This window comes from Desulfobulbus elongatus DSM 2908 (assembly GCF_000621145.1).
GTDB lineage: Bacteria > Desulfobacterota > Desulfobulbia > Desulfobulbales > Desulfobulbaceae > Desulfobulbus > Desulfobulbus elongatus.
The window spans coordinates 17,481-37,663 of record NZ_JHZB01000036.1; the positions used below are offsets into that span (position 1 = coordinate 17,481).

Annotated in this window: 21 protein-coding genes; 7 read left to right on the top strand and 14 right to left on the bottom strand. The window is 65.1% G+C overall.

Translation table 11 applies throughout. The features are described 5' to 3' along the window. Window positions 1-9: 9 nt before the first annotated feature. The gene (gene selB / locus Q362_RS0114630; protein WP_028319290.1) at window positions 10-1,935 is read left to right on the top strand and encodes a selenocysteine-specific translation elongation factor; all 1,926 of its coding nucleotides are present in this window, start codon (window positions 10-12) and stop codon (window positions 1,933-1,935) included. Here the strand turns inward: selB and Q362_RS0114635 are convergent. The 5 genes from Q362_RS0114635 to Q362_RS0114655 all read right to left on the bottom strand — a co-directional run bounded on the left by Q362_RS0114635 (window position 1,932) and on the right by Q362_RS0114655 (window position 5,500). Then, complete coding sequence (locus tag Q362_RS0114635; RefSeq protein WP_028319291.1) at window positions 1,932-2,588, bottom strand: esterase/lipase family protein; 657 nt, start codon at window positions 2,586-2,588, stop codon at window positions 1,932-1,934. The genes selB and Q362_RS0114635 overlap by 4 nt on opposite strands. A gap of 253 nt (window positions 2,589-2,841) precedes the next feature. Further along, the gene (locus Q362_RS0114640) at window positions 2,842-3,051 is read right to left on the bottom strand and encodes a hypothetical protein (RefSeq protein ID WP_028319292.1); all 210 of its coding nucleotides are present in this window, start codon (window positions 3,049-3,051) and stop codon (window positions 2,842-2,844) included. Between the two features lie 20 nt (window positions 3,052-3,071). Continuing rightward, window positions 3,072-3,734 carry a TusE/DsrC/DsvC family sulfur relay protein gene (locus Q362_RS22395; RefSeq protein WP_051554361.1) on the bottom strand — a complete coding sequence of 221 codons (663 nt, stop codon included), beginning with the start codon at window positions 3,732-3,734 and terminating at the stop codon, window positions 3,072-3,074. Window positions 3,735-3,854: 120 nt separating this feature from the next. Beyond that, on the bottom strand, window positions 3,855-4,517 hold the full coding sequence (locus Q362_RS22400) for a TusE/DsrC/DsvC family sulfur relay protein (protein WP_051554362.1): 663 nt from the start codon (window positions 4,515-4,517) through the stop codon (window positions 3,855-3,857). Between the two features lie 155 nt (window positions 4,518-4,672). After that, window positions 4,673-5,500: a rhodanese-like domain-containing protein gene (locus tag Q362_RS0114655; RefSeq protein ID WP_028319293.1), complete on the bottom strand. Its 828-nt coding sequence runs from the start codon at window positions 5,498-5,500 to the stop codon at window positions 4,673-4,675. Window positions 5,501-5,832: 332 nt separating this feature from the next. Here Q362_RS0114655 and Q362_RS0114660 point away from each other — a divergent pair, with 332 nt between their 5' ends. The 3 genes from Q362_RS0114660 to Q362_RS0114670 are packed head-to-tail and all read left to right on the top strand — an operon-like array spanning window position 5,833 to window position 9,085. Then, window positions 5,833-6,177 (top strand): hypothetical protein, encoded by a 345-nt coding sequence (locus Q362_RS0114660; RefSeq protein WP_028319294.1) that lies wholly within the window; start codon window positions 5,833-5,835, stop codon window positions 6,175-6,177. Next, window positions 6,162-7,757, top strand: a complete 1,596-nt coding sequence (locus tag Q362_RS0114665; protein ID WP_028319295.1) for a sensor histidine kinase — start codon at window positions 6,162-6,164, stop codon at window positions 7,755-7,757. Before Q362_RS0114660 ends, Q362_RS0114665 begins: the two co-directional genes overlap by 16 nt. Next, a complete protein-coding gene (locus Q362_RS0114670) occupies window positions 7,754-9,085 on the top strand; it encodes a sigma-54-dependent transcriptional regulator (RefSeq protein WP_028319296.1) in 1,332 nt (443 codons plus the stop codon). The genes Q362_RS0114665 and Q362_RS0114670 overlap by 4 nt, the downstream gene beginning before the upstream one ends. Before the next feature lie 57 nt (window positions 9,086-9,142). On the opposite strand, the gene Q362_RS0114675 is transcribed toward Q362_RS0114670, so the two are convergent. Continuing rightward, window positions 9,143-9,496, bottom strand: a complete 354-nt coding sequence (locus Q362_RS0114675; protein ID WP_028319297.1) for a hypothetical protein — start codon at window positions 9,494-9,496, stop codon at window positions 9,143-9,145. A 234-nt stretch (window positions 9,497-9,730) separates the two neighbouring features. Then, window positions 9,731-10,768: a tRNA lysidine(34) synthetase TilS gene (gene tilS / locus Q362_RS20950; protein ID WP_051554364.1), complete on the bottom strand. Its 1,038-nt coding sequence runs from the start codon at window positions 10,766-10,768 to the stop codon at window positions 9,731-9,733. Window positions 10,769-10,866: 98 nt separating this feature from the next. Here tilS and Q362_RS0114685 point away from each other — a divergent pair, with 98 nt between their 5' ends. Next, window positions 10,867-11,205 carry an Hpt domain-containing protein gene (locus Q362_RS0114685; protein ID WP_028319298.1) on the top strand — a complete coding sequence of 113 codons (339 nt, stop codon included), beginning with the start codon at window positions 10,867-10,869 and terminating at the stop codon, window positions 11,203-11,205. A 128-nt stretch (window positions 11,206-11,333) separates the two neighbouring features. Here Q362_RS0114685 and mpl read toward each other — a convergent pair whose 3' ends face one another. From mpl to Q362_RS0114700, 3 genes are all read right to left on the bottom strand, one after another. Next, window positions 11,334-12,782 carry a UDP-N-acetylmuramate:L-alanyl-gamma-D-glutamyl-meso-diaminopimelate ligase gene (mpl, locus tag Q362_RS0114690; RefSeq protein WP_028319299.1) on the bottom strand — a complete coding sequence of 483 codons (1,449 nt, stop codon included), beginning with the start codon at window positions 12,780-12,782 and terminating at the stop codon, window positions 11,334-11,336. After that, complete coding sequence (locus Q362_RS20955) at window positions 12,779-12,967, bottom strand: hypothetical protein (protein ID WP_051554368.1); 189 nt, start codon at window positions 12,965-12,967, stop codon at window positions 12,779-12,781. The genes mpl and Q362_RS20955 overlap by 4 nt, the downstream gene beginning before the upstream one ends. Window positions 12,968-13,153: 186 nt before the next feature. Beyond that, window positions 13,154-13,750: a hypothetical protein gene (locus Q362_RS0114700; RefSeq protein WP_028319300.1), complete on the bottom strand. Its 597-nt coding sequence runs from the start codon at window positions 13,748-13,750 to the stop codon at window positions 13,154-13,156. 480 nt (window positions 13,751-14,230) lie between these two features. On the opposite strand from Q362_RS0114700, the gene Q362_RS0114705 reads away from it, so the two are divergent. Further along, window positions 14,231-14,713 (top strand): CYTH domain-containing protein, encoded by a 483-nt coding sequence (locus Q362_RS0114705; RefSeq protein ID WP_028319301.1) that lies wholly within the window; start codon window positions 14,231-14,233, stop codon window positions 14,711-14,713. A gap of 21 nt (window positions 14,714-14,734) precedes the next feature. On the opposite strand, the gene der is transcribed toward Q362_RS0114705, so the two are convergent. Genes der through Q362_RS20965 form a run of 3 tightly spaced genes read right to left on the bottom strand, consistent with a single transcriptional unit; the run spans window position 14,735 to window position 17,999 of the window. Further along, window positions 14,735-16,072: a ribosome biogenesis GTPase Der gene (gene der, locus Q362_RS0114710; protein WP_028319302.1), complete on the bottom strand. Its 1,338-nt coding sequence runs from the start codon at window positions 16,070-16,072 to the stop codon at window positions 14,735-14,737. Then, window positions 16,069-17,109, bottom strand: a complete 1,041-nt coding sequence (locus Q362_RS20960) for an aminoglycoside phosphotransferase family protein (protein ID WP_051554365.1) — start codon at window positions 17,107-17,109, stop codon at window positions 16,069-16,071. The genes der and Q362_RS20960 overlap by 4 nt, the downstream gene beginning before the upstream one ends. After that, entirely contained in the window at window positions 17,106-17,999 is an 894-nt protein-coding gene (locus Q362_RS20965; RefSeq protein ID WP_051554366.1) for a nucleotidyltransferase family protein, read from the bottom strand. Before Q362_RS20965 ends, Q362_RS20960 begins: the two co-directional genes overlap by 4 nt. A 174-nt stretch (window positions 18,000-18,173) precedes the next feature. Between Q362_RS20965 and Q362_RS0114725 the strand changes: the two genes are divergently transcribed. Beyond that, window positions 18,174-19,748: an imidazole glycerol phosphate synthase HisHF gene (locus Q362_RS0114725; RefSeq protein WP_028319303.1), complete on the top strand. Its 1,575-nt coding sequence runs from the start codon at window positions 18,174-18,176 to the stop codon at window positions 19,746-19,748. A 97-nt stretch (window positions 19,749-19,845) separates the two neighbouring features. On the opposite strand, the gene Q362_RS0114730 is transcribed toward Q362_RS0114725, so the two are convergent. Continuing rightward, on the bottom strand, window positions 19,846-20,183 hold a 338-nt coding region (locus Q362_RS0114730), incomplete at its 5' end, for a transposase (RefSeq protein WP_035216956.1).

A 20,183-nucleotide genomic window follows, 5' to 3' on the forward strand; every position in this document is an offset into this window, starting at 1 on the left:
GATCCGCCCATGCGCGAAATCATCCTCGGCACCGCCGGCCACGTCGACCACGGCAAGACCAGCCTGATCCGGGCGCTCACCGGCATTGACACCGACCGGCTCAAGGAGGAGAAGGAGCGCGGCATCACCATCGAACTGGGCTTCGCCCACCTCGACCTCCCCTGCGGCCACCGGATCGGCATCGTCGACGTGCCCGGCCACGAAAAATTCATCCGCAACATGGTGGCCGGCGCCGCCGGCATGGATCTGGTGACCTTCGTCATCGCCGCCGACGAGGGCATCATGCCGCAGACGGTCGAGCATTTCGAAATCTGCCGCCTGCTCGGGGTCCGGGACGGCCTGATCGTCCTGACCAAGAAGGACACCGTCGACCAGGAATGGCTCGACATGGTCAGCGAGGAGGTACGCGATTTCTTCAGTGGCAGCTTTCTCGTCGACGCGCCGATCGTCCCGGTCGACTCGCTCACCGGCGAGGGCATCGACGAGATCATCCGTCTGCTGGACGCCAAGGTGGCAGCCATGGATTTCCACGAGGAATTCGGCCCATTCCGCATGGCCGTGGACCGGGTGTTCTCAATGAAGGGGTTCGGCACGGTGATCACCGGCACCTCGCTGTCCGGCCGGATCGAAACCGGCGCCGAGCTGACGTTCTATCCCGGCGGCCTCACGGCCAAGATCCGCGGCATCCAGGTGCACGGCCGCGATGTCGACCTGGTCGAGGCCGGCCACCGCACGGCCATCAATCTCCAGGGCATCGAAAAGGATCAGATCAACCGGGGCGACATGGCCGCCACTCCCGGCAGCATGGTCGCCGCCACCGTCCTGGACGCCGAATGCCACTGTCTGAGTTCGACGGCCAGGGAGCTGAAAAACCGCACCCAGGTGCGGGTACATCTGGGCACCAGAGAGATTGTCGGCCGCATCCTGCTGCTCGAATCCGAGGTCCTTCTGCCCGGCGACACCACGCACGTCCAGCTCATCCTCCAGGAGCCGGCGGCCGCCTGGCCCGGCGACCGCTACGTGATCCGCAGCTATTCGCCCATCACCACCATCGGCGGCGGCGTCATCCTCAACAGTGGTCCCAGGAAGCGCAAACGGACCCTGGAGCGGGACCGGGAGTCCAACCGCGCCTACTTCGCCGCCCTGGAAGCCGCGGACAGCGAGCGCAGGCTGTTGCTGCTGGTCGAGGAGGCCGGGGTCAAGGGCATGACCGCCGATCAGTTGGCGGCGCGGACCGGCGTGTTCAGCAAGAAACTGAAAAAACAGCTCCAGCTTCCCATTTCCACCGGGGCGCTGCTGGTGGTCGACTCGGACAGCCAGCGGCTGCTGGCCGCGTCGGTGGCCGAGACGCTCAGCCAGCGGATCGTCGGGCTGCTCACCGCCTTTCACCGGGACAATCCCCTCAAATCCGGCCTCGCCAAGGAGGAGGTCCGTTCCCAACTGCGGCCGGCGGTGGAGCCCAAGGTCTTCCAGGCGCTACTGGCCGGACTGATCAAAAAAGGGACGATCGAGCAGGAGGGGGCCGAAATCAGGATCAGCGGTCACACGGTCACCCTGCAGGTGGACGAGCAGGAAATGGAGCAGAAAATCGGCGCCCTCTACCGCGAGGCCAACCTGACCCCGCCCAACCTCAAGGAGGTGCTGGCCGCCTTCGGCGAGTTTCCGGAGAAGCAGATCCGTCAGGTGATCGATCTTCTGGTCGGCAGGGGCGAGCTGATCAAAATCAACGAGAGTCTCTGTTTCCATGCCCCGGCCATCCAGGCGCTCCAGGAAGAGGTGGTGGCCTTCATCCGCCGCGAGGGCGAGATCGACGCCCAGCGCTTCAAGGATCTCACCGGCCTGACCCGGAAATTTTCCATCCCCTTGCTCGAATACTTCGACAAGATCAAGCTGACCATCCGCATCGACGACAAGCGCGTCCTGCGCAAGGGTTAAGCCACAGGCTTAAACCGGCCGTTCTCCAGAAAAAAAGCCACCTGCTCCTGCACCGCTTTATAGCGCATGATGAGGGCGTGGCCATAGGGCAGCACGAGGAAATCGGCCATGCCGGCCAGTTGCGCCCTGGCAACGGCCACCTTGCCGTCGCTGGGACCGGGGAAAAAACGGGCCAGACCAAGAGCCGGCCGGTTGCCGGTGAGGATGCCGACCGGAAAGGTGGCGGGACCGAGACGGGCGGGCAGCGCGTCCGGGCCGGTTCCCAACTGGCAGCCCGCCGGGCCGAACACCAGGCGGAACCAGGCGAACCGGCCGAGGCGGTCGACCAGCTCGCTGCCCTGGTTGGGTGGCGAGAGCATCACCGTACGCCCCAGTTCGGGCAGCGGTTCATCGGCCAGGAAGACACGCAGCAGGATACCTCCCATGGAATGGGTGACGAAATGGATGGTGCCGATCCCCTGCCGGCGCAGGACGGCGACCGCCGGAGCAAGGGCCGGGCGGGCCAGGATTTCGATGGGGTCGCGGCGGGAAGGATAGCCGACATTGACCACCCGGTAGCCGCGGCGGGCGAGGAAAACGGCCAGCGGCCGCATGGACCGGCGGGTACGTGCCAGGCCGTGAAGCAGAATCACGCCCTCGCCGGCGGTTGTCATCTTTTCTCTCCCGGATGGTTGCCCACCGGACCCCGTCTTCCGGCCGTCAACACACACCTGCCGATGGGTTGAAACAACGCGGCTGTTCCAACCGGGGCACGGCGGAACAGCCGCAGGTGAACAGGCGGCAGACAGATGCCTGCCGTCAATACGTGACAAACCGGTCGCTTGCCGCGATCAAACGATAGAGATCGATCTGTTTGGCCCGCTGGTGATACGATGCCTCCACCCCGTGGAGGTCGAGCAGCTTGCCTCAGGCCAGGAGCACCCCTTCGGACAGGGTGAAGGCTTTCGCCAGGTCGGTGAGCGGGAAGGCTTCGCTGACCATGGAGGCATAGTTCACCGCCGGACCGTTGAGGAACAGGGTGACGTCGTCCATCTGCTCCAGCATGAGATTGCCCATCCGAAAGGCGTTCCACACCACCTCCGGATCGCCGCTGCATACCATCAAGGTCGTTTTCATCGCTTCGAATTGCCCTCCCCTTATTTCACGAACCGCAGGCCGGCGATCTTCAGGGCGCCGCGATGATAGCCGTCCGGGAACAACCGTTCGAAGGTGTCCAGGTCGAGATCGCAGCTTTCGCAGGTCTCGTAGATGTTGGGAATCCGGTGCTGCACCTGGTGGACATCGCGGAGATAGTAGATGACCCGCCAATGGTCGTCGGTCAGCTTGCCGCCCGGAATGTGCATCTCCATGGCCCGGTGGACGGCGAAGTTCTCGTCCCAGGAATCCGGGTCCACGAGAAAGCCGCGCACATCGGTGGCATAGACCTTGTCGCCCGACAGGGCGCGCAGATCGGCAACCGATTGCCGGATATGCTCGCCGTAGGGAATGGCGCTCACCCGGTAATGGACCCCGGCCACCCGGCACAGGCCCCGGTGGTAGCCGGTGGGAAACAGTTTCTGCATTTCCTGCGGCCGCAGACCGCTGGCCTTGCACGCGGCGAAAATGGTCGGACAAACCCCTGTTTTGTCGTAGACATTGCGGACATAGTTGATCACGTCCCAGTGTTCGCTCGACAGCACCGGAATATCGCATTCCCGCGCCATCCCTTCGGCAAAATCCCTGTTCCAGCAGGCCGGGTCAAGCAGACAGCCCTGGGCATCGAGTTCGTAGGTTGCATTCTTATATTGAAACGAATTCATCTGTTCTCCTTTTCCTGGCCGGCGGAGCCGGGGCAGACGCCCCCCTGCCCTTGGCCGGCGAATCGAGTTCCGTTCTCTCCGACAAAAAAACAGCCCCGCCCTTTCCGGGCGGGGGCAAGGTCATTTCACGAATCGCAACCCGGCGATTTTCACCGCCCCGCGATGATAGCCGTCGGGGAACAGCGCTTCCAGCTCATCCAGTTCGAGTTGGCATTTCTCGCAGGTTTCATAGATGGTGGGAATGCGCTTTTCCCGCTTGTACACATCGCGGAGGTAGTAAATCACCCGCCAGTGCGCATCGGTCAGCTCCCGCTGGGGAATCTTCATCTCCAGGGCGCGGTGCATGGCGTAATAGGGATCCCAGTTGTCGGGATCGATCAAAAAGCCGCGCACGTCGACCTGATACTGCTTCTTTCCGGAAATGGCCTTGAGATCGGCGGCCGTCTGCAGCACATGACTGTTGTCAGGCGCGCGGTACAGCAGATAATCGACGCCGGCGATGCGGCACAGGCCCCGGTGGTACCCGGCGGGAAACAGCGCCTTCATTTCGCGGGGCCGCAGGCCGATGACCTTGCAGACGGCGAAAACGGTGGGGCAGGCTCCGGTTTCCCGGTACAGCTCCCGCAGGGAATTGATGGCATCCCAGTGTTCGCCGGTCAGGGTGTCGATGCCGCATTCCCTGGCAGCGCCTTCGGCGAAATTGGCGTCCCAGAAACCGGGATCGAGCAGAAAACCCTGGTCGTCAACCTGATAGGTGGTGTCCTTGTACGAAAAGTACTGCATACGTGTCCTCCTTGATGTGAACAAAACATACGCCTTGCTTTTCCTGGTACAAGTCGGCGAATCCCCCTGTCGAAGACTTTCCGGAAAAACCCTTTTCTACTCCTGCACTACGGTAAAAAATCTACCATCGGATTGTTTTTCCTGCAAGAAATCTCTCATGGCTCCCCGCATTGCGCCAGGGCTCGGGCCGCCAACCGCATGTGTTCTTTTTCCGCCTCGGCGATGGTGTTGAACGTTATCTCCATGGGTGTGTCCAGAAAGCGATGCGCCATGGCGCGGTACAGATCGTAGGCTGCGTATTCGACAGTCAGCGCCATTTCCAGCACGGCGCGGCAGGGGTGCTGCGGCTGCGCCTCCACTGCGGCCAGGAGGGCGGCGGCAGGCAGACCGCCCTCGACGATGTCGCCGGCCATCTGGCCGTAGAGGGTGGCGAACGGCGGCGGCTCGGCCTGCTTCTCGGCCCAGAACCCGTAGATCAGCCGGGCGTGGGCCGCTTCAGCCTCGGCGAGCGCCGAAACGATTCCGATCCAGGCAACCGTGCCGTATCGCCGGCAGAGCGCGGTGTAGAATACCTCCGCGCCCCGTTCGAGCTCCATCGCCCGGAGCAGGATCGCCTCGTCGCCGCCCTCCAGATCAAAAACCCTGAGAGCGGGAAAAGACGGCAGAAGCTGCCCGTTCCAGGCGAGGATGCCGCCCGCCATGTTGAACACGGTCCCGGCCACGTAGGGCCGGGAACCGATGAAGATCGCAGCGCCCTTCGACCGTTTGCCGGAGCGGCAATAAACGACGATGTCCTTGTCCACGGGCAGCTCCTGCAAGCGGTCGGGCAGCTCGCCCAGCGGGATGAGGATGGCGCCGGGAATATGCCCCTTTGCGTACTCGTCGGGCTGGCGGACATCGACCAGCAGATATTCGTTTTCGCCGTGCCGCGCCATATACTCGCGCAACTGCTCCACACTGATATCCTGAAATGCTTCAGTCATCTCGCCCCTCGCTTGTCGGAATGCAATCGGATTGTCCTGGTTATAGGCAACCCGCCGGGGTTTTTCAAGCCCGGTGTGGGCAGGTTATCGAATGGAGGACCATGATGGTCCACGCCTCGACAATTATGTCGAACCAAAACGGCGAGCATTTCCCGCCGTGCGCACGGCAGGCGCCGGCAGGCGAGGAAATGCTACCGATACGGGCAATTGGCATGTATAGTGCTTCGTGTTTGATGCAGGCACATGCCGTCCGTCCCCGGCCGAACGGACCGGGGGCAGCGCGATCGGTGCACAGCGACCGCACATCATCGCCCAACGGCAGCCACACCCGCATGAACCGACTCGCCGACATGACGCCATCGCCCCGCAACCGCGCCCTTTTTCTGCTCTTTCTGCTCCTCATCGGGCTGGCGTTCGATGGCCGGGCGACCGAGACAACCGAACCACCCCCGGCCGCAGCGACGACCGTGCCGCAGGACACGGCCACCGCCGAAGCCGGCGGGCAGCCCGCCGGCGAGGAGAACCGGGCCGAAGCCGGCGAAGAGTACCAGCATCTCAGGCACCGCTACCGCCAGGACCCCACCGGGGTGCGCGCCCGGCTGGGTATGTGCCGCGGCGGCGGACACTGCGGCCAGCATCGCCACCGCCACGGCGGCGGCCCGTGGGCCAATCCGTGAAAGCGCTGCCGTTGCCCTCCTGGGCCATGAACCTGGCCGGTTTCGGCCTGCTGATCGTGCTGGTGCTGGCCGTGTTTTTCTGGCAGATGCTGGCGCTCGACCACGATCTCGAACGCAATACCCTGGCCCGCTCCCGCATGATCGCCGCCATCATCGAGGAGAACCTGCGCAATGCCACCCTGGCGCAGACCACCGTCGATACGGTGGTGACCACCCTGCTCCGCGACAAGGCCCGGTTCGTCGACTACCTCTACGGTATCGACCCGCTCCAGCCCGAGGAGCTGGCGGCCCTGGCCAGGGAAACAGGCCTGCTCGGCATCGGCCTGGTGCGGACGGACGGCAGGGCGAGCGCCGGGCCGGAAACGTGGCGGACGGCGGACACGACCTGCGATGCGGCTGACGGCAAGGTCCGCTACGACCAGGAACGCCGGACCGCGCTGCTGGTCGCCCCGGCGACGAGTCCCGGCCTGCGCTGTATCCGCATCGGGCTCAATGCCGAGGCCATTGTCGAACTTCAGCGGAAAACCTCCCTGCCCGCCCTGCTGGCCACCCTTTCCGGCCTGCCCGGCATCCACTTCGTCCGCCTGGAAGCCGGTCTGGCGGCAAACGAAGCGGTCCGGCTGCTGGATGCGGCCGGCCGGCACACGGCCGAGGCGAGCCTGGCCACGCCCATGGGCACCTTGGTGGTGGGGCTGGACGCCACCAACCATCGCCGCCGGATCGAGCAGATGCGGCACCAGTTCTTCCTGTTTGCCGCCCTGCTGCTGGGGCTCGGCTTCTTTTTCTCCTGGCTGCTCTACCGCGCCCAGAAGGCGGATCTCGTCCGGACCCGCAGCTTCGAACGGCTGCTGGCCAGGGAACACGAGGCGGCTGCCCTGGGCCGGGCCACGGCCACCATCGCCCACGAGGTCCGCAACCCGCTCAACGCCATCAGCATGGGGGTGCAGCGGTTGCGCCTGGAGTCGCCCCAGCTCGACGCGGAGCAGCGGCAACTGATCGAGGCCATGGCCGAGGCGGTCCAGCGGGCCGGGACCATTGTCAACGAGTTGCAGCGCTTCACCCGGACCCTGCGACCGCGGCCGGGGCCGGTCGTCCCCAGCGAACTTCTGCAGCGGCTGCTGCCCCTGTATCAACAGCGCTGCTCCGACCAGGGGATCGAGGTCACGGTCAGCGACAGCTGCCGCACCGCCATCACCGCCGATCCCGACCTGATCGCCGAACTGCTGGAAAATCTGCTGAAGAACGGCATCGAGGCCCAGCCGGACGGAGGCCTTCTCCGCTTCGACCTGATTGCGACCGTCCAGGGAACGGAGCTGACCGTGACCAGCGGCGGCCAACTGCCCAGCGACGAGCAGATCGAACGGATGGGCGAGCCCTACTTCACCACCAAGACCAGGGGCAGCGGCCTGGGCCTGGCCCTCTGCCGCCGAATCGCCGAGGCCCACGGCGGCAGCATGGACATCGCCGTCGACCGGCAGCAGCACCGCCTGACCGTGCGCATCGCCCTGCCCCGCATCCCGCCGAGCGGCCAACCCGGCCACGATGCCCAGGCGGCCGGACAAGGAGGCCAGGCACCGTGAACATTCTCATCGTCGACGACGAGTCCCTGCAACGGGGTCTGCTGGCCGGCTTTCTCGCCAAACAGGGCCATGCCGTGGTCGAGGCGGCCAGCGGCGAAGACGCGCTCCAGCGGTTCATGGCCGAGCCGGTCGATCTGGTCCTGCTCGACCACCGCATGCCCGGCATGGCCGGCGATGAGGTGCTGGCGCGGATGAAGGAGCGCAATCCCCTGGTGCGGGTGATCATGATTACCGCCTACGGCGCGGTCGACACCGCGGTGAGGGCCATGCAACTGGGGGCGGACGATTTCCTGGAAAAACCGGTGGATCTGCAGCTGCTGCTGGCCCGGATCGGGGCCATCGAGGAACGGCTCTATATCGCCGGCGATGCGGCGCGGGTGGAGGCAGCCATCGACACCGCAGCCCTGCCGGTCAAGCTGATCGCCGCCAGCCCGGCCATGCGCCACGTGCTCTCCCTGGTGCTGCGGGCCGCGCCCAGCCCCTGGACCGTGCTCCTCCAGGGCGAGACCGGCACCGGCAAAGAGCTGATCGCCCGCCTGCTCCACCTGCTCAGCCCGCGAAAAGAGCAGCCGTTCGTGGCCCTCAACTGCGCCGCCGTGCCGGAGGGGCTGTTCGAATCCGAACTGTTCGGCCATGAGAAGGGCGCGTTCACCGGTGCGATCAACCGGCGGCGCGGGGTGTTCGAGCAGGCCCATCGGGGGACGCTCCTGCTCGACGAGGTCGGCGAACTGCCCCTGGCGGTGCAGGCCAAACTGCTGCGCTCCCTCCAGGAACAGACCATCCGCCGGGTGGGCGGCGAGCAGCCGGTTCCCGTGGATGTCCGCATCGTGGCGGCGACCAACCGCGACCTCAGGCAGATGGCGGCGGACGGCAACTTCCGCGAGGACCTCTATTTCCGGCTCAACGTGATCGCCATCGAGATCCCGCCCCTGCGTCGGCGCAAGGAGGAGATTCCGGAACTGGTCCGCTTTTTCCTGGCCAAGTTCGGCAGCCCTGCCGTGCTGGACGACCAGGCCATGCAGCAACTGGCCAAGTACCATTTTCCAGGCAATGTCCGCGAGTTGGAGCACATCCTCCAGCGGACCGTCACCCTGGCCCGCTCGCCGCAGATCGGCCTGCGCGACCTGCCACCGGAGATCCGGGAGTATCGGGGACCGGTGGCCGAGGGCGACCTTGTCCATCGCCTGGCCGAGGTGGAACGGCAGTTGCTGATCGAGGCCCTGGAACGCCACCAGTGGGTGCAAACCAGGGCCGCCGCCGACCTGGGCATCAGCGAGCGGGTTCTGCGCTACAAGATGGAACGGCTGGGAATAACGAAAAAAGGATAAAAAAACCGGCGCCGCTGCCGTCACGTGGCTTGCTCGACGCCGGTGGGTGGCGAGCGCTTATTTGCTCGGTGCCGGCGCGGGCGTTTTCCCTGCAGGAGGCTGGGCCACCGGTGCCGGGCCGCTCCAGCACGGGCACCAGCATCCCCGGCCCATGCCCTTGCCTTTCCCCATGCCGCGCCCCATGCCCGGCCCCATGTATTTCTGCCGCTCCTCCGGACTCATCTGGCTGAGCCGCTTCCACCACTCGGTGTGGAAGGCGTTCCACTCCTCCGGGCTGGCGTTGTACATGGTGCCCCGCCTGGCGCTCAACTCGTCATTGGACAGGGCGGAGTAATCCACCGCCCAAGCGGCGCCGGCCGTCATGGCCAGGCAGCACAGTGCCAGCAGCGTCTTTTTCATTGCGTTCATCATATCACCTCATCGGTTGTGGGTCGTGTTCCGGCCACCGTTCTCTCCATGCCGGGGAACGGTTTCCTGTTTGCCCCCTTCAAATCAACTTCCATGCCAATGAAGAATGCAATCATTGAGACGACAAGACAACCAGATAGACGAAAAAAGACCAGCCCGGCCACAGAGCGGCTCGACAACCGGCGGCTTCAGCTCGACAAAATTGTCGAAGGCAAAAAAGGAAGGAAAGAGGAACGATCAGGGGGTGGACAGACGGCCGCGCCAGGCCCCCTGACCGAGGGGAAAGGAGAAGAGCAGATGGTCGCGGTGGACGGCCACCCGCAGGCCCCGGCTCAGGTGCAGTTCGCTGCCGGTCCGGCCTGTGCGGGCGGCGGCCAACAGGGCCATGATCTGCCGATAGCGGGCGGTGGTGCCCAGGGTCCAGAGCAGCCGTTCGAGCAGGCGGCGCTGCAGGGCCGGATGGAGGCTCCGAAAGGCCACGCGGTCGAGGCGGCAGGTGGGATGGCCGCCTCCATCGGGCGGGGAGAGGTCGACCACTTTCTCCCACTGCTCGGCGAGCAAAGATTCGAGCAGGTTCTCGTCCTCGCCGAGGTTGGCGGCGGTCTTGAGCAGGGCGGCGCGGATGCCCGGGTCGTATTCGGCCTCCAGCAGCGGCAGGAGGTCGAGCCGGATGCGGTTGCGGAGAAAACGGCGGTCGTCGTTGCTCGAATCGTGGCAATAGCCGATGTTCCTGTCCGCCAGGTAAGTGAGCACCTCCTCCTTGCGGACCCCGAGCAGCGGCCGGATCAAATGGGCCACCCGCGGCCGCATGCCGGCCAGAGCCCTGCCGCCGCCTCCCCGGAACAGGCGCAGCAACACCTCCTCCGCCTGATCGTCGGCGGTATGCGCCACGGCCAGCATGTCGGTCGACCATTGCCCGGCCAGTTCGGCAAAGGCGCGGTAACGCGCCTCCCTGGCCGCATGCTCCAGGGAAAGCCGGCCGGCTGCCGCCACGCCGTGGACATCCACCGCCATGCGGACGCAATCGATGCCGAGACGATCGGCGGCCGTGCGCACGCAGGCCCATTCGGCGGGGGTTTCGTCGGGCCGCAGACCGTGATCGATGTACGCGGCCACGAGCGCGAGGTGGAAGCGTTCCCGTAACGCGGCCAGCACGTGCAGCAGGCCCATGGAATCGGCGCCGCCGGACACCCCGACCAGCAGGCGGCCGCCCGCATCCACCAACTCCCCGCGGACGATGTCCTGGCAGATTCGATATTCAAAGGGGTGCAGCACTGTTTTCTCGCTTGACCGATCCGTCACTCTCATGGGAAAATGGGCGGCGTTGGCGACAGAGACAATCAGAAAAAGGCATGGTCCTGGAGGTACCACATATGGATCGCGCGGCCTATCTGCACCTCATCAGGCAGCATCTCAAAACCGCCTATCTCTTGAGTGACGAAAAGACCGAGGCCATGATCCCGGTGTTCGCCGCCACCCTGCGCTCCCACATGAGCCGCCTGGCCGAACTGGCCGAAGCCGGCGACATGGCACAGCTCGGCAGGGCCAGCCACGCGGTCAAGGGCGCCCTGCTCAACATGGGCCTCACCGATTTGGCCGAAGCCGCCCACACCATCGAGCAGGGCTGCAAGAGCGGGGACCGGACCACCGATTACCGGGCCCTGATCACCGAACTGCACTTCACGGTTTCGCAGTTCTGCGGAGATTGGTGACCCTCAGGTCGCGCACGCCGGACCGACTCCCGCCCGCCTCTCGTTCGCCCCGCACCCCGCGCATTGTTTCCTGCGCTCAATCCGCCCGCAACGGGCCTTCTTCTCTCCCCCGACCCTACGGGAACAGATCACGCCCGACGGCCGAGCTGCGCCAGCAACCGCTCGTGGATGCCGTCGAAACCGCCGTTGGAAAGGATGACCACTCTATCACCGCTGCGGCAGGTGCGGTCCAGGTCGGCCAGAATGGCCTCGGTGTCGGGAAAGGCCCGGGCCGCGATGCCCTGCTCCCTGAGATCCGCCGCCAGCCGGACCGACGAAAACTGCTCGCTCATCGGCAGGCTGTCGAGCGGCACATGCTCGCGGACCAACACCTGGTCGGCATCGCCGAAGACGCGGGCGTATTCCTCCTGAAACACGGCCCGGCGGCTGGAGTTGGTCCGCGGTTCGAACACCACGATTAGCCGGTTCTCCGGCCAGGCCAGGCGCAGGGCATGCAGGGTTTCGCGCACCGCGGTGGGATGATGGGCGAAATCGTCGATCACGGTGACGCCACGGACCACGCCACGGACCTGCTGCCGCCGCTTCACGCCCTCGAAGGCGGCCAAGCCGGCGACGATGGCGTCAAAGGCAAAGCCGAGATGGTGCAGCAAGGCGATTACCGCCAGGGCATTGAGGCCGTTGTGCCGGCCCGGCATGGGCAGGATGCAGCGGCCCAGCACCGTGCCTCGGCGGGTGACCGCGAAATCGATGGCCAGGCCGTGCGCGCGCAGATCGGTCAGTTGCCACTCGCAGGCTGCGCCGGTGCCGTAGCCGATGACCGGGCAGCGGGCCGCGCTCGCCAGTTCGGCCACCACCGGATCGTCCAGGCAGGCCACCAGGGCACCGTCGGCCGGGATGCGGCCGATGAATTCGGCAAAGGAAGCCCTGATCGCCGCCAGATCGGGGAAAATATCGGCGTGGTCGAACTCCACCGAGGTGAGGATAGCGCAATGGGGCCGGTAGTGCTGGAATTTCGACACCTTGTTGAAAAAGGCGGTGTCGTATTCGTCGCCCTCGACCACGAAATACGGACCGGCGCCGGCGCAGGCGTTGCGGCCGAAGGCCTCGACCAGGCCGCCGATCAGGAAACCGGGGCTGGAGCCGAGGCGATGGAGCGTGGTGGCGAGCAGCGAGGAGGTGGTGGTTTTGCCGTGGGTGCCGGCCACCACCAGGGAGCGCTTGTCCGCCAGAAAGAAATGGCCCAGGGCCTGGGGCATGGAAAGGTACGGCAGGCCCAGTTCGGCCAGTGCCACCGCCTCGGGGTTGGTGATGCGCACCACGTTGCCGACGATCACCAGATCGGGCCGCGCCGCGAGGTTGGCGGCCGCATACCCGGCCATTACCTCGATCCCCAGGCGGGCGAGGAAATCGGACATCGGCGGGTAGACGTTCTGGTCCGAACCGGTCACCGTGTAGCCCCGCTCTTGGAGCATGGCGGCCAGCGCGGCCATGCCGGTGCCGCAGATGCCGATCAGATGGATGTGGCGGGGGCTCTCCGGGGCGCGGTTCAGGGCCGGATCGAGCAGGCCGCCGCTCATTGGGAGCGCACCGTTCGCCGGATGGCCTTGTACACCCGATCGAAGGTCTCCTCGAACGACGAAGGGGTCAGCCGGCCCACCTCGATAAATTTGACCACGATCTCCTTGGCCACCTTGAAGATGGCCTCGTCGGTCACGTCCTGCCGCGCGGGCGCGGGCTGCCTGTTTTTCTCCTCAACACCCATGGATTGCATCCTTCAGGTTCCTGGCGAATAAAAAAAACCCCTGTTACAGGAAGAAGGCCAATTCTATACCAGATGTAACAGGGGCAACCACTCTCGCGCGGGAAAAACCTCGTCAGCCCTCCCCGGGAGCGCATGGTTTGATTTTGTGCATGTTCGGGGAAGAGCCCTGCTCTTCCGCCATGGCGATCAGTTCTTCTCCAGCGTCCGGTAATCGATGGTCTCGCCGTAGGCCAGGAGGTCCTCCCTGGCCGCCGGCCGCCCCTTGATGGTGACCACGAAACGGGCCGCCACCACGATGTAGAGTTCGCCGGTCTTTTTGCCGCTGTCGTATTTGAGGATCGCCCGCTGCCCCTTGACCATTTCAAGCTTGCCGCCGCCGGCGCCGGCGAACATGGGATTGTTGACCATCATCAGCACCGATTGCAGCACGGGCGAATCGGAGACGATCTCCACGCTGACATTGGCCGAGCCCTTCCGGTAGTCGCGGCTGACCGTGACCCCGCCGCCGAGGATAGCCGCTCCCAGCGCCTGGGCGCTGGCCTCCTTGCCCTCCCATCCGGGCAGTGGCTCGGGCAAAAGCGCCTTGATTCGTTCGCTTTTCTGCTGCCGGACCAGTTGGGCCGCGTAATCGAGATTGGAGGCCGCGCCGGTATAATCGCCGGCCTCGTACTGCCGGGTCGCTTCCTTGATGGTGCTGAGCACAATATCTTCAGCCCGCGACGGTTGCGCGCAGACAACCACGGCCAGGGCAAGAACGATCCGGGTCAGAATGGGTAAGGGCATGGGGTCGGGTCACCGGTGGGGGAACAGTAGATCGGGTCTGCTCTGTGATACCAGGAGGGGCCGGAGGTGTCAAGCAAAGACCCGCCTCGTTCCGGGGGAATCTTCGATAACAATTACGAATATTCAGATATATAACGAACAAAGCACAGAGAGGAGCCGGTGCGATTCTTACCGGATTGTCGCCGTTGCTCCGGCCCGACGCGGCGGGCTTACCAGTAGCGGTAACAACCGGCTCCCCTGCCCTGGAATCGCGAGCCGCAGGGGCAAGGTAGGGAATATCCGGATCGTTTTCTTTCCACGGCAAACAGGGTATGATTTGCCGGCGAAACGCGGGTGCGGAAAACAGGTCATTCCGAGCGCAACGAGAAATCTCCTGGTCACAACGAGATTTCTCCTCGCTACGCTCGTCGGAATGACCTCCCCAAAAACGCACTGCGCTGATGCAGCGGCAATGGCATAGGAAACAAGGAGAACACCACAATGGGCCGGGAAATCGAACGCAAATTCCTGCTGGCAGGGGACGGCTGGCGCGGGCTGGCCGAGGGAATCGAGTACCGCCAGGGCTATCTCTGCGCCGACAAGAAGCGGACCGTGCGGGTGCGGCTCGCCGGCGGCCGGGGCTTTCTCACCATCAAGGGTGCCACCGCGGGCATCGGCCGCGACGAGTACGAATACGAAATCCCGGCGGCCGAGGCCCGCGCCCTCCTCGACACCCTCTGCCCGCAGCCCCAGATCGAAAAAAAGCGCTATACCATCCCCTACCGGGGCCATGTCTGGGAGGTCGACGAATTTTTCGGGGCGAACCGGGGCCTGGTGCTGGCGGAAATCGAACTCGCCGACGAGAACGAGCCGTTCGAGCGGCCGGATTGGATCGGCGCGGAAGTCACCGGCGATGCCCGGTATTACAATGTCCTGCTCTGCCGCAGACCCTATTGCGACTGGCCGGACACAGCCAAGGATTGAAGGGTCCGCCCGCGCGGGCGGCTACTTCTTGCGGTTGCTCCGTTCGCGGAACAACAGGCGGACCGGCACCTTGTCCAGCCCCAGCCCCTCGCGGAAGCAGTTGGTGAGATAGCGCTGGTACGAGAAATGAATCCCCTTGGGATCGCTGGCCACCACGGCGAACAGCGGCGGCGCTGTGCCCAGTTGGGCGGTGTAGAAGAACTTGAGCCGGCGGCCGTGATAGAAGGGCGGCTCGTGCCGGGCCACGGCCTCGGCCAGCAGCCGGTTGAGGGCGGCGGTGGCGAAGCGCTGGTGAAACTGGCGGTGCACCTTGCCGATCTCCGGAAAAAGCCGCTTGATACCGGTGCCGGCCAGCGCCGAAACCTTGAGCACCGGCGCGAACGGGATAAACTTCACCGCCATCCGCACCTCCTCCAGCAGCCGCTCCTGCCGCTTCTTGTCGTCCTTGATCAGATCCCACTTGTTGAGGCAGATGATCACCGCCCTGCCCTGCTCCTGGGTGTAGCCGATCACCTTGGTGTCCTGCTCGGTGATGCCCTCCTCGGCGTCGATGAGCACCAGGGCGATATCGCAGCGGCCCAGGGCCCGCAGCGACTTGAGGATGGAGAATTTCTCCAGCTTGTCCGTGGTCTTGCCCTTGCGGCGGATGCCGGCGGTGTCGATCAGCAGGTAGGTGTAGGGATCGCGGCTCACCAGGGTATCCACCGAATCGCGGGTGGTGCCGGCGATCTCGGAAACCACCATCCGCTCCTGGCCGATGATGGCGTTGATCAGCGAGGACTTGCCCACGTTGGGCCGGCCGAGGAAGGCGATGCGCATGGTGTTGTCCGGCAGGCCGTCTGCGGGCGCATCCTTCTCCAGATGGGGCAGGACGCCGGCCATCAGGGTGTCGAGGCCGTAACCGTGATCGGCGGACAGCGCCCACAACTCCTCGACCCCGAGTTCCCAGAACGGCGTCAGCAGCGTGTCCTCGATCTCCGGGCTGTCGATCTTGTTGACGATGTAGAACACCTTTTTCTCGGTGCGGCGCAGCAGGTCGACGATCTCGATGTCGCTGGGCGTGAGGCCCTCGCGGCCGTCCATGAGAAACAGGATGACGTCGGCCTCGTCGACGGCCAGCAGCGCCTGGTGGCGGATGTGGTTGGTGATAGTGTCGTCCTCGTCGTCGATGCCGCCGGTATCGACCAGCATGAACGGGTGCTCCTCCCAGCGCACCGTGGCGTAATGGCGGTCGCGGGTGACGCCGGGCGTCGGGTCGACCAGGGCGTCGCGGCGCCGGGTCAGCCGGTTGAACAGGGTGGATTTGCCCACGTTGGGGCGGCCGATAAGGGCAACCAGGGTGGCGTTTTCCGTGGTCATGATCGTTGGCGAAGCTCCTGGCGGCATTGGCCGGTGAGGGTATGCAGGGCAGCATACCCGGCGGCCTCGGGTTTGGCAAGCAGGCGGTCGAGCGAGGCCAGGGCCGGTTCGAGATAGCGGGCGAAGAAGGGCTTGCGCCGCACTCCGCTCAGAAAGGCGAAGGCGCCGATGATCTGGAGATGGCGCTGCAGGGCCAGCAGCAGGTATTCACGGCGGAACTGGGCGGGATCGTACGGCAATTCTTCGCGCAGGGCCGCCAGATAGGCCGCGATCAGGCGGTTCTGCATGGCTTCGGGCAGGCCGGCATAGGGATCGAACAGCAGCGAGGCCAGATCGTAGGCCAGCGGCCCGAGACGGCCGCCCTGGAAATCGACGATCCGCACCTCGCCGTCGGTGAGCATGAGGTTGCGGCACTGGAAATCGCGGTGCAGAAAAAAATACGCCGGCGCCTGGGCCGCTTCGTCGGCCAGCCGGGCGCACTCGGCCGCCACCGCCGGGCGGTCGAAATCGAGCCCGAGCAGATCAGTGCAGCAGGCCGCAAGAAAATACTCCGATTCGCGCTCGATCATCAGTTGGCGGTCATAGCGGGGTGTATCCCAGCACCAGGCCGGATCGAAGCCGGCGGCGGCCCGCACCTGCATCCGGGCCAACTGCTGCACCGCGCTTTCGTAGGCGGACAGGCTGCGGGTCGGCCCCTGCTCCGCCACCTGCTCGAACAGCCGCCGCTCGCCTAGGTCCTCGCACAGCGCCAGCCCGGTGGCCGGATCGAAACCGTACAGTTCCGGCACCGGCGCGCCGACCCGGCGGAGATGGCGGCCGATGGCGGCAAAGGCGGCGGCCTCGGCCTGGCCGCGCTGATCGTGCTCCGGCGGCAGCACGGCGATCATCGTTGGCGAGTCCTGCCCGCTCAGCCGGAAAAATCGGCGATTCGAACCGTCCGGCACCAGTTCCCGCATCTGCACGGTGGCCTCATTCCACCGGCTCGGCGCTTCCCCGAGCAACTCGCCGGCCAGGGCGATAAGCGCGGCGGCGTTCATGGCCGCTCCTCCGGCGTTGCCCCGCAGGCGGCGTCGATCTGCGAATCTCCGGTGACGATCCGGTCCACCAGCACGCTGCCCGCCGCCACTTCGGCCCGGTCCCAGACCACCGAGCGGCAGAGGCGCGCGCCCGCGCCGATCACCGCGCCGGCGCCGATGCAGCCCCAGTCCTCCAGAACCACGCCGGCGCCGATCCGGGCACCCGGCTCGATCAGCCAGTCCGCTCGCCCGGCGAGCAGTTCCCGGTGCAGGTCGAGGTAATCGGCCGGCGTGCCGATATCCCGCCAGCGTGCCCCGTCCACCCGGCAGAAGCCGATCCGCCCCTGCGGAGCCAGTTCGCGGTAGAGGTCGATGATATGGTGGAACCGGTCGACCGGAATCCGCTCGATCACCTCGGGATCGACCACCTGGATGCCGGTGAAGGCCAGTTGCCCGCCCGCGTCCGCGCCGAAGCTCCGCACCCGGTCGCCCTCGATGCCGACGTTGTTGAAGCGGGGGCAGTCGTGCAGGGCCAGGGTGACCTCGTTTTTCGAGAGCAGGTGCCGGTGGTAGACCTGCTCCAGGTCGATGTCGTGGTAGAGATCGCCGTTCACCACCAGCACCGGATCGTTGTCCAGGCTGTCCAGGGCCCGGCGCAGGCTGCCGCCGGTGCCGAGGATGGCCGGCTCGCGCTGGATGAGCACCTCGGGCCAGGACGCCAGCGCCGCCTCGATCTGCGCCGCCAGGTGGTGGCAGTTGACCACGACGGGCCGGCAGTCGCAGGCCCGCGTCTGGTCGAGCAGGCGGTGGAGCAGCGGCTGGTTGCACACCGGGAACAGCGGCTTGGGCCGGAAATCAGTATAGGGCCGCAGTCGGGTGCCGTAGCCGGCGGCGAGGATGATGGCTTGCATGGCGATGGGAAATGAACTTGACTTGCGCCGGAAACTGCTCTACTAATCACCTTTTCCGGCCGGTTGGCAAAGATATGCGCCCCTTTGGGCGCGCACAAACAGCACGCGTTTTCGCGCAGAACTGTTCTTGTACCGTCTCCGGCCCATCCTTGCAAGCATCCGAGCAAAAAAACCATGATTACCCTCCTCGATTACGGCGCCGGCAACGTCCGTTCGGTGATCAACGCCATCGAACGGCTCGGCGAAACCGTTTCCCTGGTCAACAGCGGCGCGGACATCGACCGGGCCGAGCGGCTGGTCTTTCCCGGCGTCGGCAACTTCGGCGCCCTGATGCACACCCTGCGGGACAAGGGGCTGCGCGAGCCGCTGCTTCGCTATCTCCGGTCCGGCAAGCCCTTCTTCGGCATCTGCGTTGCCCTCCAGGCCCTGTTCGAGTCGAGCGAGGAGGCCCCGGAAGAACCGGGCCTGGGCCTGCTCCCCGGCCGGGTGCAGCGGTTCACCTGCGATCTGGCCATCCCCCACATCGGCTGGAACGGCCTCAAGGCGCGACAGGCCTCGCCCCTGTTCCACGGCCTGACGGGCAACGAAAAGTTCTATTTCGTCCACTCCTATCACGTGGTGCCGACCGGCAACGACGACATCCTCACCACCACCGACTACGGCTACGAGTTTGTCAGCGCCATCCAGAAGGGGGCCATGGTGGCCACCCAGTTCCACCCGGAGAAGAGCGGCCGTGCCGGGCTCAAGCTGCTGGAGAATTTCCTCGCCGGCACCCGCGAGGCGGTGCGGCCCGCGGCCTGCCCGCAGACCACCACCTTGGCCAAGCGGATCATCGCCTGCCTCGATGTGCGCGCCAACGACCGCGGCGACCTGGTGGTTACCAAGGGTGACCAGTACGACGTCCGCGAGGAGGGTGCGGTGCGCAACCTGGGCAAGCCGGTGGAACTGGCCGGCGACTACTACGAGCAGGGGGCCGACGAGATCACCTTTCTCAACATTACCGGCTTCCGCGACTTTCCGCTTCAGGACATGCCCATGCTCGCAGTGCTGGAGCAGACCTCGAAAAACGTCTTCGTTCCCCTGACCATCGGCGGCGGCATCCGCGATTTCACCGACCGCGACGGCCGTTTTTCCAGCTCGCTGGAGGTGGCCTCGCAGTACTTCCGCTCCGGCGCCGACAAGGTGTCCATCGGTTCGGACGCGGTGCTGATCGTCGAGGAGGTGCTGAAAACCGGCAGGGCCACGGGCCTGAGTTCCATCGAGCAGATCGCGCGGGTGTACGGCAACCAGGCGGTGGTCATCTCCATCGACCCGCGCCGGGTGTACGTGACCGGCCCGGACGCGGTGCCGCACGCGGTCATCGAAACCCGGTTTCCCGGCCCGAACGGCGAGCGGTACTGCTGGTATCAGTGCACCATCAAGGGCGGCCGCGAAGGACGGCCGGTGGATGCGGTCACCCTGGCCAAGGTCTGCGAGCAATTGGGCGCGGGCGAGATTCTGCTGAACTGTATTGATAAGGATGGCACCAACTCGGGCTTTGATCTCGAACTGATCAACGCGGTGCGCTCGGCGGTGACCATCCCGGTGATCGCCTCCAGCGGCGCCGGCAGCGCCCAACACTTCCTGGAGGTCTTCACTGAAACCAGGGCGGAGGCGGCCCTGGCGGCGGGTATCTTTCACCGCAAGGAAGTGCCTATCGGCGAAGTAAAGGAGTATTTGCGGGATAAGGTGGAGATTCGGCCGCTGTAAACTCCGCCTGACAGCCATGCTCCACAAAAAAAGCGCCTGACCACTGTTGGTCAGGCGCTTTTTTTGTGGAAGTGTGGTGAGCAGGTTTCTTTAGTGATTATCTATAAATAACCATGACTTTGTTCAGGACAATCATGGCGGCTGCCAATGTGTTGAGTGCAATGTACGAGAGATCTGTCTTCTCGTATCGTGGTATCAATTTGCGAAACCGGTTGAACCATGAATGTGCTAACTCAACAACCCAGCGCCGTGCCTTGAACGAAGGATCCCTTTCGATCAATTTTTTCTCTTCGCCTCGTGGACGGATGTGGGGGATGAAGCCATTGGAGAGTACAGTATCCTCCTTGCCCACATATGCTGCATCAAGGCAGAGATTTTGCGGAGTATCCTTTTCTTTTGGCGCCACCACTCTGTTTTTCAGCAAAACGTCAAGAG

What these genes read in the sequence shown, in the direction of transcription:
- selB (WP_028319290.1), top strand. Translation starts at nt 10, where the DNA reads ATGCGCGAAATCATCCTCGGCACCGCCGGCCACGTCGACCACGGCAAG.
- Q362_RS0114635 (WP_028319291.1), bottom strand. Translation starts at nt 2,588, where the DNA reads ATGACAACCGCCGGCGAGGGCGTGATTCTGCTTCACGGCCTGGCACGT.
- Q362_RS0114640 (WP_028319292.1), bottom strand. Translation starts at nt 3,051, where the DNA reads ATGAAAACGACCTTGATGGTATGCAGCGGCGATCCGGAGGTGGTGTGG.
- Q362_RS22395 (WP_051554361.1), bottom strand. Translation starts at nt 3,734, where the DNA reads ATGAATTCGTTTCAATATAAGAATGCAACCTACGAACTCGATGCCCAG.
- Q362_RS22400 (WP_051554362.1), bottom strand. Translation starts at nt 4,517, where the DNA reads ATGCAGTACTTTTCGTACAAGGACACCACCTATCAGGTTGACGACCAG.
- Q362_RS0114655 (WP_028319293.1), bottom strand. Translation starts at nt 5,500, where the DNA reads ATGACTGAAGCATTTCAGGATATCAGTGTGGAGCAGTTGCGCGAGTAT.
- Q362_RS0114660 (WP_028319294.1), top strand. Translation starts at nt 5,833, where the DNA reads ATGAACCGACTCGCCGACATGACGCCATCGCCCCGCAACCGCGCCCTT.
- Q362_RS0114675 (WP_028319297.1), bottom strand. Translation starts at nt 9,496, where the DNA reads ATGATGAACGCAATGAAAAAGACGCTGCTGGCACTGTGCTGCCTGGCC.
- Q362_RS0114685 (WP_028319298.1), top strand. Translation starts at nt 10,867, where the DNA reads ATGGATCGCGCGGCCTATCTGCACCTCATCAGGCAGCATCTCAAAACC.
- mpl (WP_028319299.1), bottom strand. Translation starts at nt 12,782, where the DNA reads ATGAGCGGCGGCCTGCTCGATCCGGCCCTGAACCGCGCCCCGGAGAGC.
- Q362_RS20955 (WP_051554368.1), bottom strand. Translation starts at nt 12,967, where the DNA reads ATGGGTGTTGAGGAGAAAAACAGGCAGCCCGCGCCCGCGCGGCAGGAC.
- Q362_RS0114700 (WP_028319300.1), bottom strand. Translation starts at nt 13,750, where the DNA reads ATGCCCTTACCCATTCTGACCCGGATCGTTCTTGCCCTGGCCGTGGTT.
- Q362_RS0114705 (WP_028319301.1), top strand. Translation starts at nt 14,231, where the DNA reads ATGGGCCGGGAAATCGAACGCAAATTCCTGCTGGCAGGGGACGGCTGG.
- der (WP_028319302.1), bottom strand. Translation starts at nt 16,072, where the DNA reads ATGACCACGGAAAACGCCACCCTGGTTGCCCTTATCGGCCGCCCCAAC.
- Q362_RS20960 (WP_051554365.1), bottom strand. Translation starts at nt 17,109, where the DNA reads ATGAACGCCGCCGCGCTTATCGCCCTGGCCGGCGAGTTGCTCGGGGAA.
- Q362_RS20965 (WP_051554366.1), bottom strand. Translation starts at nt 17,999, where the DNA reads ATGCAAGCCATCATCCTCGCCGCCGGCTACGGCACCCGACTGCGGCCC.
- Q362_RS0114725 (WP_028319303.1), top strand. Translation starts at nt 18,174, where the DNA reads ATGATTACCCTCCTCGATTACGGCGCCGGCAACGTCCGTTCGGTGATC.